The organism is Olsenella porci, assembly GCF_009695875.1.
Lineage (GTDB): Bacteria > Actinomycetota > Coriobacteriia > Coriobacteriales > Atopobiaceae > Olsenella_H > Olsenella_H porci.
The window spans coordinates 222,132-232,956 of the sequence record NZ_VUNC01000004.1; the positions used below are offsets into that span (position 1 = coordinate 222,132).

At 62.1% G+C, this 10,825-nt stretch carries 11 protein-coding genes; 2 read left to right on the forward strand and 9 right to left on the reverse strand.

Annotated elements, in window-relative coordinates; genetic code table 11:
* Nucleotides 1–415: 415 nt before the first annotated feature.
* The 4 genes from FYJ68_RS06655 to FYJ68_RS06670 form a co-directional block, all read right to left on the reverse strand.
* Nucleotides 416–1,270, reverse strand: a complete 855-nt coding sequence (locus tag FYJ68_RS06655; protein WP_154435264.1) for a pirin family protein — start codon at nt 1,268–1,270, stop codon at nt 416–418.
* Nucleotides 1,271–1,353: 83 nt separating this feature from the next.
* A complete protein-coding gene (locus tag FYJ68_RS06660) occupies nt 1,354–1,833 on the reverse strand; it encodes a MarR family winged helix-turn-helix transcriptional regulator (protein WP_229772083.1) in 480 nt (159 codons plus the stop codon).
* A gap of 176 nt (nt 1,834–2,009) precedes the next feature.
* Nucleotides 2,010–3,473 (reverse strand): basic amino acid/polyamine antiporter, encoded by a 1,464-nt coding sequence (locus FYJ68_RS06665; protein WP_154435266.1) that lies wholly within the window; start codon nt 3,471–3,473, stop codon nt 2,010–2,012.
* Between the two features lie 66 nt (nt 3,474–3,539).
* Nucleotides 3,540–4,325, reverse strand: coding sequence for a dimethylarginine dimethylaminohydrolase family protein (locus FYJ68_RS06670; RefSeq protein ID WP_154435268.1), 786 nt, complete (start codon nt 4,323–4,325; stop codon nt 3,540–3,542).
* A gap of 252 nt (nt 4,326–4,577) precedes the next feature.
* Here FYJ68_RS06670 and FYJ68_RS06675 point away from each other — a divergent pair, with 252 nt between their 5' ends.
* Nucleotides 4,578–5,228, forward strand: a complete 651-nt coding sequence (locus FYJ68_RS06675) for a GntR family transcriptional regulator (RefSeq protein WP_154435270.1) — start codon at nt 4,578–4,580, stop codon at nt 5,226–5,228.
* Between the two features lie 83 nt (nt 5,229–5,311).
* Nucleotides 5,312–5,521, forward strand: coding sequence for a hypothetical protein (locus FYJ68_RS06680; RefSeq protein WP_154435272.1), 210 nt, complete (start codon nt 5,312–5,314; stop codon nt 5,519–5,521).
* Between the two features lie 76 nt (nt 5,522–5,597).
* Here the strand turns inward: FYJ68_RS06680 and FYJ68_RS06685 are convergent, their stop codons facing one another.
* From FYJ68_RS06685 to FYJ68_RS06705, 5 genes are all read right to left on the reverse strand, one after another.
* Entirely contained in the window at nt 5,598–6,053 is a 456-nt protein-coding gene (locus FYJ68_RS06685; protein WP_154435274.1) for a PTS sugar transporter subunit IIA, read from the reverse strand.
* A 47-nt stretch (nt 6,054–6,100) separates the two neighbouring features.
* Nucleotides 6,101–6,979: an ROK family protein gene (locus FYJ68_RS06690; protein ID WP_154435276.1), complete on the reverse strand. Its 879-nt coding sequence runs from the start codon at nt 6,977–6,979 to the stop codon at nt 6,101–6,103.
* Between the two features lie 89 nt (nt 6,980–7,068).
* Nucleotides 7,069–7,974, reverse strand: a complete 906-nt coding sequence (locus tag FYJ68_RS06695; RefSeq protein ID WP_154435278.1) for a class II fructose-bisphosphate aldolase — start codon at nt 7,972–7,974, stop codon at nt 7,069–7,071.
* Nucleotides 7,975–8,082: 108 nt separating this feature from the next.
* Nucleotides 8,083–8,919 (reverse strand): PTS fructose transporter subunit IIC, encoded by an 837-nt coding sequence (locus FYJ68_RS06700; protein ID WP_195837744.1) that lies wholly within the window; start codon nt 8,917–8,919, stop codon nt 8,083–8,085.
* 224 nt (nt 8,920–9,143) lie between these two features.
* Nucleotides 9,144–10,658 carry a DEAD/DEAH box helicase gene (locus FYJ68_RS06705; protein WP_154435280.1) on the reverse strand — a complete coding sequence of 505 codons (1,515 nt, stop codon included), beginning with the start codon at nt 10,656–10,658 and terminating at the stop codon, nt 9,144–9,146.
* Between the last annotated feature and the right edge of the window lie 167 nt (nt 10,659–10,825).

Genomic DNA, 10,825 nt, shown 5'->3' on the forward strand with positions numbered 1-10,825 from the left:
GTTGGTTGGGGCGGCAGGGCGAGGTCCGTGTCCGAGGGTGCTGAGGAAATGCGACCTGTGGCAATCCCAAGGCCGCTCCGACTGAGAAACGTCGGCTTTCGGGCTGCGGAAGCAACCGAATCGCTGCCACAACTCATGATTCATCGGCAGGCAGACCCCTTGGGACCCCGCTGATTGCCACAGGTCGCATTTCCTCAGCAGCCGTTGGGTCCCCAACGCTTCCTGATTGCCACAGGTCGCATTTCCCCAGCAGGTAACGCCACGAGGAGCGACTCGAAGACACCTTCAGCCATCACCGACGCGCTTCCGTGACGCGCAGCAGGAACTTTCCCAAGCCTGTTCCCTCCCCCTTCCAAAGGTTGCGGCTCGCCTTCCGATGCGTTTCTCGCTCCTACGATTTCGACGCACCTCTCACTCAGCGACGGTTGTCGTATCCCGCCTCCTGGCGAACGAAGGTTCCCGCGTCGATGTCGTTGAACGCCTCCGCAAGCTCCTCGTCCGTGTTCATCACGATGGGGCCGAGCCACGCCACCGGCTCGCTCAGGCGAACGGAGCTCATCAGCAGGAACTCGATTGCCGTATCACCAGCCTCAATCATCACCTGGTCTCCCTCGCCAAGACGGACAGCGGTCTTCTCCCCCACCGGAGTGCCACTCACCGTGGCATCCCCCACCAGCGTGAACGCCATGACCGAGCGGTCACCGGGAACGTCCAGCGTGACCTTTGCATGGGGCTCCAGCAGGATGTCGTAGTAGTCGAGCGGAAGGTACTTTCCCTGGAAGCCATGCGCCTTTCCGTAGCTCCCCGTCAGAAGCCGCAGCTTTCCGCCATCGAGGTCGAACTCCCTGATCTGGTCGCGCGTGATCCCGTGATAGAAGGGCGCCGCCGTCATCTTGTCGCGCGCGGGAAGGTTGAGCCACAACTGCACGCCCAGAAAATGGGGCGAGCGACCGGGCATCTCGGAGTGGAACGCCCCCGAGCCAGCGGTGAGCCACTGCGCCTCGCCGTCGGTGACGGTTGCCTTGGTGCCCAGGTGGTCCTGGTGAACCATCGACCCACGCGAGATGAACGTGACCGTCTCGATTCCGCGGTGCGGGTGCATGGGAAACCCGTCCATGTACTCGTCGGGGTTGGTCGAATCAAATGCGTCGAGCATCAGGAACGGGTCGAACGCATCGGTGGTCCAATTTCCCAGCACGCGCGTGAGCTTGACGCCCGCGCCATCCTGCACCGGAACGCCCTTGATTGCCTTCGTGACCTTGCGAAGCATTGTTGTCTCCTATTCTGCGCCCGTTGGCACAAAGTTACGAATTTTTATCTCTACATAGAGGCTTTACTAAGTGAGAAAAGCGACTACCGATTTCCCCTCCGGTACGCACGGACGAGACGAACTACCTCGCTCCGCTCCTCTGGCGACCATGCCGCGAGTGACCGTTCCAGTTCCCTCGCGTTGTCCGGGCACACCTGCTCGGCGAGCTCGCATCCCGACGACGTCAGACTCACAATGCTACGGCGGGCATCGAGGTCATCCCTCCGCCGCTCGACCAGGCCGCGCCCCTGGAGGTGCCGCACCACCACGGGGATGGTGCCTTCGCTGCTGAGAACCGCCTCCCTCAGCTCGCCCATCGGGAGCGGCCCCTTGTTGAGAAGCGCTTCCAGCACGGCGAACTGCGAAACCGTGAGCCCATGTGCCCGGGCAATCGAAGCCGTACGACGGTCAAGGTCCTGCACGACGCGATGCAGCCCGATCACCAGCTGGGAATCCAGGCGCGTCATCCCAGCGGCAGTGGGTTCGGTCACGTCACCCGACTTCTCGTTGAGCCCCTCTTCCATGCTCTCCCCTCCTCATCATTCGTCGCTTCATTGTTCTGCTTTTACCTCTAACTAGAGTTTTCTATTCACGCGAGAGTCCCAGTCCCTTTCGGCCACGAACTGCATACAAACAGGGAACGGCGGCAACCCGAAGGCAGCCGCCGCACCGAAAGAGAATCGCTCCTCTCCCCTACTCGCTAGAAGCTCATGACCCCCATGGCGAGGAGAACCACCGCCGCAACGGCTGCGACGACAATCACCACGGCGACCGCGACGTCCTGCCGACCGAAAACGCTCTTGCCGTTCTCCCTGCGACCGGCAGCAAAGAAAAACAGGCCGGGAATGTAGCCCAGGCAGCACATGAGCAGGTACTGCCAGCCGCTGAGCACGGTTCCCGCCACGAGGAACACCGTGGCGATGAGGCCGATTATCGCCTGCCCCGCCTCGTGACGCTGCACGGAGAGTTTGACCTGGTATGCCGCCGCAAGGGCCCAGGTGATGGCGATAGAGACGGTGCACATGGACAGCGCGAAGTTGTAGGCGTCCTCGGTGAAGAGCAGCGACGCCATGAAAAGCTGCGTGCAGATGCCAACCACGATCAGCGAGTTGCGCGGCGCGCGGTTGGCATTGAGCTTGCCCCACCACGAACCCAGCAGGTGGTCGTCCGCCATGCGCTGCGTGACCTCGGCGGGAAGCAGGGTGAACGAGAGCCAGCAGCCAAAGCCCGAGATCAGCATCGCGATGGCGATGAACGCACCACCCCAGCCAGGGGCGACCTTCTCGAACACGTAGAGCATGGCAGGATAGTTGAGCTTGGCGACCTCGGTGTACGGCATCACGCCGTATGGCAGGAGCGAGGCCCCCAGGTAGATGGCGACAACGATGAGGAGGCCCACCACGGTCGCGGTGCCGGCCTCGGAGCGCTTGCGGGCGCGAGAGGTGACGACGCTCGCGCCCTCAATGCCGATGAACACCCACATCATGGTGATGAGGCAGTTCTGAATCTGCGTGGAGAGGCTGCCGAGAGACACCGCCCCATCGCCCGCAGTGCCCGCCGCGACGGCGTTGTTGTACACGTTGCCCCAGAAGTCCGCCGTGAAGATTCCCGCGTCAAAGCTCACGCCACACAGCACGATGAACACCGCCAGTGCAGCGACCTTGACGACCATGATGAGCGCGTTGAGGAACGAGGCACTCTCGACGCCACGGATGACCAGCGCCACAAGCACCCAGTTGATGAGGGAGCCCATGAGGATGGAGCCGATGTTGTTGCCAGGGAGGAAGTACGGGAAGAAGTATCCGATGGTGGACGCCAGGATCGTCGCAAACGCCACGTTGCCCAGCCAGGCAGAGAGCCAGTACCCCCAGCCCGAGACGAAACCGGTGAAGGGGCCAAACCCCTCCTGCGCATAGGCGTAGATGCTGTTGAGCTCGGGCTTCTTGCTCACGAGATTGTTGAGTGAGAAGGCAAGCATGAGGAACCCCACGCCCACCACCAGCCACGAGACCAGCACGCCGCCGGGGGACGCCACCCCGGCCAGCTGGCCGGTCAGCGCGAAGACGCCGGTGCCGATGCACGAGCTCACAACCAGGCCGACCAGGCCAAAGAACCCGATGCCACCTTGTCTCTCGCCTGCCTTGCCTTCGGCTGCGTCAGACATGTTGCCTCCGTTCGTGGGAGAGAGGGACGAGCGCCGCGAACGACGCCCGCCCCCATGGGTTTATGGCTACCAGCGGAGCGAGAGGCAGGTGATGGAGCCGTCGATCTTCTCGAACTCGGTCATCTCGACCTCGATGATCTTGTAGCCCCACTTCTGGAGCTGGGCCTTGACGCGCGGATAGCCCTTGGCCATGACCACGTAGTCGTTGATGCGCACGCAGTCGGCACCGTAGGCCTCCTCGTCCGGGACCTCGAACAGGTTGAACTGACCGCGGTGGTAGGCAGGCTTGGTCTTGAACTCGCCGCACACCAGCAGGTTGCCGTCCTCCACGTAGGTGCCGCCGGTCTTGAGGTGCAGGATGTGCTCCACGGGAACCTGCTCGGCGGTGTAGCCCCACTCGGCGAGGAAGCCGCTGAACTGGCGGAAGCCCTCGTCGTTGGTGCGCTGGGAGTGGCCCACGTAATAGTGGTCGTCCACCATCATGACGTCGCCGCCCTCGAGGGTCGCAGGGTCGGTGATGACCTTGATCTGGTCGTCGTCAAAGAACTCGTGCAGCGTGGGCAGCATGAGCGCGGCCTCCTCGCGGCGAGTCGGCGCGCCGGGGCGGTCGGAGATGGCGCCCTTGGGGGTGATGACCGCGGTGTCCTCCACAAACACGGAGTCGGGGTAGTCCTCGAGCGCAGGGAGCACGGTGACCTCGAGCCCCGCCTGCTTGAGCGCCTCGACGTACTGGTCGTGCTGCTCCATCGCCTTCTCGTAGATGGGCTTGCCCTTGTCGGTGAAGTCCGCGATGCCGTCGATCACGGAGTGGGAGGGGCGACGGACGATAGCGTGGGTGAAGTTGCTTGCCATGGTGAGTCCCTTCTGTACATGAGGCGCGATTCACGGAGCTGGTTGCCGCGACGTGGGCCGCACCTCTCGCCTGCTTGCCTTGCTGAGTTATGTATACAAAATACAATTCGCCTCAGTCAAGCACTTCCGTTTCTGTCTACCATCTGTTTTACGAGCGGTTACTTGTGAGCCACAAATGGTTGTGCAATCGCTCACGCATTGCTTGTGTCTTACTTCATACATGTATACAATCTTGCTGACAAAGGAGGCGGCATGGCAGGACAGGCATCGACGTCGCTTAAGCAGCGCGTGTACGACGAGTTGAGGGCACGGATTGAGCGCGGGGAGCTTAAGGAAGGCGAGAGGGTCGCGGAACTTGCCGTGTGCGACTCCCTGGGGGTGAGCCGCACCCCCGTGCGCGAAGCCCTGATACAGCTGGAGGCGGACGGGTACCTGGAGGGCATCCCGCGCCGCGGCTTCCGCGTGCGGAGCTTTGATGAGCAGAGCGCGCGCGAGGTCTTTGAGATGCTGGGTCCGCTCGACGGGCGCGCGGCACTCCTCGCCCTCCCCAACATGAACGGGGACGACCTGGCAGACATGGGCTTTCTGTGCGAGTCGATGGAGCTTGCCATCGCGGGCGGGCTAACCGCACGCTACTACGACCTGCAGCACGAGTTTCACCAGCACTACATCGACCGCTGCGGCAACAGGCGCCTGATGAAGGCGCTCGGCGAGCTCATGAGCCAGCTGTCGTCCCGCTCGTACCAGCGCGACGACCCGCAGGCGCTGCAGAACATGCGGGCGGCAAACGAGGAGCACCGTCACATCCTCGAACTGTTCGAGGCGGGTGACGGCAAGGCGCTCCAGGATTACATCCGCGACGTGCACTGGTCGCTCGACAACGTCGAGTTCGCCACCTGGTGACAACCGTGGAGGCAGCCGGACAGCCCAATGGCAGCGCCCCTCTCCCCCGCCTTTCCGACCGCACTACCGCAAGAGGAGGCAAGATGGACCGCTTGGAGGCATTTGAGACCATGCTCGCCGACGTCCAGCGCCGCGAGAGCGAGGAGGGCATCGAGCTCGACCGCCTGCGCTCGGAGGGACTCACGCGCACGGCAACCTACCGACAGCTGGTGGCAAACCGGCTCACGTATCGCGCGGTCCTCTCGCTGTACGAGGAGTACGGGCTTCTCGACCATACGGGCCGCTCCAAGTAAGCGCGGAGGCTCATGAAAAAAGCGGGCCGGGGAGCAAAGGCCCCCGACCCGCCAGCAAGGGAGAGCTGCCTCGGCCCTACTCCTCCTCGAGCTTTTCGTTGATTGCCGCGGCAATCTGGTCCGCGTCGTTTGAGCTGCGGACCATCTCCTTGAAAGCGTCGTCCATCAGCAGCACTGCGGTCTTGGACAGCAGCTTGATGTGCGTGGTCCCCGCCTCGCCGTCGGGCACCAGGAGGGCGATGGCGATGTCGACCGGCTGCTCGTCAAACGACGGCCACTCCAGCGCCTTGTCGTTCTTGAACACCACGACGGTCGCCGCGGTGATCGCGGGGCTCTTTGCGTGGGGAATCGCAAACCCCTCGGTCATCCCCGTGGCACCCATGTCCTCGCGGTCGAGAAACGCCTGGTACACGGCATCGGGATCCTCCGTCACACCCAGCTCGGCAGCCTTGTTTGCCACCGCGCGGAGCACGTCCAGACGACTTTCCTCGTGCTGCTCCAGCATCACGTTCTTGTTGCTCAGGAAACCCATACCTCTTCCTCTCTCTTCTGTGTGGCACCCGACTGCGACGCGAAGCACTACTTTGCGGCGAGCGCGCGGCGACCCAGCTCCAGCGAACCCAGAATGCCCTGGTCGCCACCGCAACCAGCGGGGACAATGTAGTTGTCGATGTCCTGCAGCTCGGGAGTAACCAGATACCCGTTGAGCATCTTGAGCGTCTTCTGGCGCACGAGTGGGAACAGCTGCTCCTGCTTCATGACACCGCCGCCCAGCACGATCTTCTGCGGAGAGTAGCACAACACGTAGGTCGAGACGCCCTCGGCAAGGTAGGTGCTCTCCAGCTCCCAGACCTCGTCGCGGTCGGCGAGCTCGTAGCCCTTCTTCCCCCAGCGATGCTCGATCGCGGGGCCGGCCGCCATGCCCTCGAAGCAGCAGTCGTGGTACGGGCACACGCAGGTGGCGTCGTCACCGGGGACGCGCGGGACGATGATGTGGCCCGCCTCCGCGTGGAGCATGCCATGGAGCAGGTTGCCCTCCACCATCACGCCCGCGCCGATTCCGGTACCGATGGTGACGTACACCACGTTGGAGAGGCCCTTTGCGGAGCCAAACACGACCTCCCCCAGGCAGGCCACGTTCACGTCGGTGTCGTAGCCCACGGGAACGTTGAGCCCGCGGACGAAGGCGCCACGCAGGTCGTAGTACTTCCAAGCCGTCTTGGGGGTCTCGAGGATCTGCCCAAACCTCGGGTCACTGGGGTTCACCGCCGTGGGACCAAACGCGCCTATGCCCAGCGCGTCGACGTCGCGAGTCCTGAACCACTCGACCATCTCAGCCACGCAGTCGTCGGGCGTGGTCGTGGGAATCTCCTCGCGCTCGGTGACGTGACCCGCCTCGTCGCCGATGGCCAGCACCATCTTGGTGCCACCCGCCTCAACGGCGCCAATCCTTGCCATCAGAACCGCCTCTCTCTTCCGTGGGACCACACCCTCCCACAAAAAACGGCCCCGCCAACAACCGCCGGCGGGGCCGTATGGGGAAGGTCCTACTCCTGGTCCTGCCTCCACTGCTTCACGCCACTCTCACGATACAGCGCCGCCTTGCCCTTGCTGTCGAAGAGTTCCATCTTGTGCTTGATAACCTGCTTACCGGCCTCGATGCACTCGGGGAACAAGTTGTTGGGATCCCAGCCGGAGTTGGGCTGTGCCAGAATCTCGCGGGCTTTGGTGAAGAAGGCGCTCTTGTAGTCGGAGGAGATGTTCACCTTCTGGATGCCAATCCTGACCGCCTCGGCAACCTCGGAGTCGGGGTTGCCGGAGCCACCGTGGAGGACGAGCGGCTTGCCCGTCGCGGCCTTAATCTTCTCGACGATGTCAAAGTGGAACGTCGGCACGTAGCCCTCGGGGTAGTCGCCGTGCGTCGACCCAAACGAGACGGCAAGGGCATCGACACCCGTCTTGTTGATGAAGTCGATTGCGGCATCGGGGTTGGTGTACATGTCCGACTCGGTGAAGCCGGCGCCCTCCCCCACCGGCCCCATATTGCCGACCTCGGCCTCGACGCTTGCGTCAAACTCCTGGGCAAACTCGACCACGGAGCGGGTAATTGCCACGTTCTCGTCAAAGGGGTGCGCGGAGGCGTCGATCATCACGCTCGAGAAGCCCTCGTGCAGGCAGCGCTTGAGGTGCGCGACGTCGCTGCCGTGGTCGAGGTTAATCGCAACGGGGACGTGGGTCTGCTCCGCCATCTTGATGATGGGCTTGGTGAGGACGTCGCAGTCAAAGTAGGCCTTAACGTGGTCCTGGAGCAGGTCAATGATGATCGGGGAGTTCATCTTGGTCGCCGCGTGAATTACGCCAGCGGCAGACTCCAGGTTAAAGGCGTTGATTGCCATCACGGCGTAGCCCTCTTTGTTCGCCTTCGCGAGCATGCCCTTCATCGAAACGTACATGGCAAGTACCACACTTCCTTTGTCGGCTTGGATTTGTCGAGAGAAAAGTGAATCCTTCGTCGTATGGCACGGAACCTAGGTTCCCAAGGTTCCGCGCCATCACTTGGACTAGCTAAAGCTCAAACCAGAGAGGTCGACCTTCTCTTCCTCCTCGACCTTCTTCTCCATCTCCGGGTCGATCGGCTTCTTGAGGATAAGAAGCATGACCGCGGTGACGAGAGAGCCTGCGGCAAGGGCGACGAGGGCCCAGCCAGGATTCTTCATTGCAGGAACGACGAACATGCCACCAGAGGGAACCATGGACTCGACACCCATGGAGAATGCGATTGCGCCACACACGGCATCGCCCAGAGCGGTGGAGATGATGGTGCGGACAAGATCATTCATTGCGATGGGGATAACGCCCTCGGTAATCATGCGGATGCCCATCGGGAAAGCAACCTTGATGTTCTCGACCTCTTCCTTGTAGAAGATGGGCTTGTGAACGACCTTGGAGAGGACCAGGGCAAGGGTCACGCCGAAGGGAGGAACCATAGAGCCCAGAACCTTAACTGCCTCAGGACCATAGATACCATCGGCCATCATGCCGTCGCAGATGAGGTTAGGAACCTTCGAGATTGCACCACCGTAGTCGAGGTGCTGGATGAAGCCGAGAATGAAGCCGTAGGCGAGCTTCTGGCTCTGGTCAAGACCCTTGATGAAGGCGGTGAGGCCACCCGTGAGTGCTGCGATTGGGCCACCGAGAAGGAACACCATGATGAGACCCGCCACGATTGCGGTAATCGTCGGAATGATCATCATCGGCATAAGTGCCTCTGCCCACTTCGGAACCTTCATGTAGGTCTCGAGGAACAGTGCGATGTAACCAGCTATGATGCCGCCGATCAGGCCACCGAGGAAGCCAGCTGCCTCGGAATCCCCATGAGGCCTAAGGTTGTTAAGCACAGGACGAATGAATCACCAAGAGGGCTAGTGTGGTTAAGCACCACCTGCAGGAATCGCTCGAAAGCCAGACTTCCCCAATGATTTGACCTCACCTAACGCACCTACATCTGCGAATGCAAATCTTGGCGACCAGCCGAATGCCACGGAGGGCGCAACGGGGTAGTCAAAGCATCAAAAAGGGGCCTGCCATCGGGCCCCTCTAAGCTCTCGCATGTTTGACGCATCTACCGCCTGGCAGAAGCCCTCGCGCCGCCGTGATCCCCAGGATGGCGACGGGTCCTGCTCCGGTTCCCGTCTCCATTAGCCTTAGCCTGCGAGGACGGGCGAGAACCCCGTGAGACCCTCTCGGGACGGCCCTCCTGACGGACCCCCTGTGCGCGTCTGGGACCGTCTCCCTGGGAACGCGAGCCCCTCTGCCGCGAGTTCCTCACGACGCGACGAGTAGCGCCTGAACCCTCCCCGCCAGCCTCGCGCGCCGCAGCACGCTGCTGCGCCATCTTCTTGCGAGCCTTCTTGTTGGGAAGCTTCTCCTTGGGATTGCGCCCCTCCTTAAACCACGGGGTGCCACCCTCCAACCCAAGCTCCTGCCCACGGGTATACGTGGGGATGACCTTGCCCATGAGCTTCTCGGCGTCGCGAAGGTCCAGGTAGTCGTCCTCGGTAACAAACGTGATAGCCCAACCGCTCTCGCCGGCACGCCCCGTGCGCCCAATGCGATGGATGTAGTCCTCGGCCTCGCCAGGGACGTCGAAGTTAACGACGTAGGAGACATCGGGGATGTCGATGCCGCGCGCCAGAACGTCGGTGGCAACAAGAACGTCGACCTCGCCCTGCCTAAAGCGCTCCAAGGAGTGCTGCCTCTGGTTCTGGGTCCTATTGCCGTGAATCGGCGCGCACGTAATACCTGCCTTGCGCAGCTTCCTGCACAAGCCGTCGGCGCGATGCTTTCCGCGGCAGAACACAATCACGCGCTCAGAGCCCTCCAGCTTGAGAAGCCTGGGAAGGGCGGCGTTCTTCTCGGATGCCTCCAAGGGGAGAACATACTGGTCAACTGTCTCGGCGGCTGTCCCCTTTGGCGCAATCTCGATCCTCGCGGGATCATGGACGAGCTCCCTCGTATTGCTCAGAACGTCGTCGGAAAGCGTTGCGGAGAAGAGCAGGGTCTGCCTGCTAGAGGGCGTCTCCTTGACGATGCGACGGATGTCGCGGATAAACCCCATGTCGAGCATACGGTCCGCCTCGTCCAGGACAAGGGTCTGAACCTGGGAAAGGTCGGCGAATCCTTGGTTGAGAAGGTCGATGAGCCTACCGGGGGTAGCGACGAGGAGATCACAGCCCTTCTTGAGGGCCTTCTTCTGGGGCTCGTAACCAACGCCACCAACCAAAACAACGGCATGATGCCCCGTATGGCGACAAATGACAGAGGAGACTTCATCAATCTGCTGCGCCAACTCACGAGTAGGCGTGACCACGAGCATAAGGGGACCTTGCCCACGCCTGGCATGACCAAGACGATCGAGCGAGGGAAGAAGAAAGGCGGCGGTCTTGCCAGTACCAGTCTGTGCGGCCGCCATAACGTCACAGCCACTCAAAACGGCTGGGATGGCCTGTGCCTGCACAGGTGAGGGGGACTGATACCCAAGGTCTTCAACGGCCTTGAGAACGTTCTGGGAGAGATGAAGAGACTTGAAATCAGAAGGATTGGAAACAGAGATAGAACTGGTTGGCTTTGCTGCCATTAACACTCCTCAATCGCACCAGGAGGGTGCGTTTCTACAAAAAAGGAGGGGGCCCGCCCCCAAAGGGACGGACCCCCTCCGAATGCCTCTCGCGGGACGGCGGCGACCCGCTCTCCCACGGACTACTCCGCAGTACCATGGGCGCTCGGGGGCTTAGCTTCCGGGTT

What these genes read in the sequence shown, in the direction of transcription:
- FYJ68_RS06655 (WP_154435264.1), bottom strand. Translation starts at nt 1,270, where the DNA reads ATGCTTCGCAAGGTCACGAAGGCAATCAAGGGCGTTCCGGTGCAGGAT.
- FYJ68_RS06660 (WP_229772083.1), bottom strand. Translation starts at nt 1,833, where the DNA reads ATGGAAGAGGGGCTCAACGAGAAGTCGGGTGACGTGACCGAACCCACT.
- FYJ68_RS06665 (WP_154435266.1), bottom strand. Translation starts at nt 3,473, where the DNA reads ATGTCTGACGCAGCCGAAGGCAAGGCAGGCGAGAGACAAGGTGGCATC.
- FYJ68_RS06670 (WP_154435268.1), bottom strand. Translation starts at nt 4,325, where the DNA reads ATGGCAAGCAACTTCACCCACGCTATCGTCCGTCGCCCCTCCCACTCC.
- FYJ68_RS06675 (WP_154435270.1), top strand. Translation starts at nt 4,578, where the DNA reads ATGGCAGGACAGGCATCGACGTCGCTTAAGCAGCGCGTGTACGACGAG.
- FYJ68_RS06680 (WP_154435272.1), top strand. Translation starts at nt 5,312, where the DNA reads ATGGACCGCTTGGAGGCATTTGAGACCATGCTCGCCGACGTCCAGCGC.
- FYJ68_RS06685 (WP_154435274.1), bottom strand. Translation starts at nt 6,053, where the DNA reads ATGGGTTTCCTGAGCAACAAGAACGTGATGCTGGAGCAGCACGAGGAA.
- FYJ68_RS06690 (WP_154435276.1), bottom strand. Translation starts at nt 6,979, where the DNA reads ATGGCAAGGATTGGCGCCGTTGAGGCGGGTGGCACCAAGATGGTGCTG.
- FYJ68_RS06695 (WP_154435278.1), bottom strand. Translation starts at nt 7,974, where the DNA reads ATGTACGTTTCGATGAAGGGCATGCTCGCGAAGGCGAACAAAGAGGGC.
- FYJ68_RS06705 (WP_154435280.1), bottom strand. Translation starts at nt 10,658, where the DNA reads ATGGCAGCAAAGCCAACCAGTTCTATCTCTGTTTCCAATCCTTCTGAT.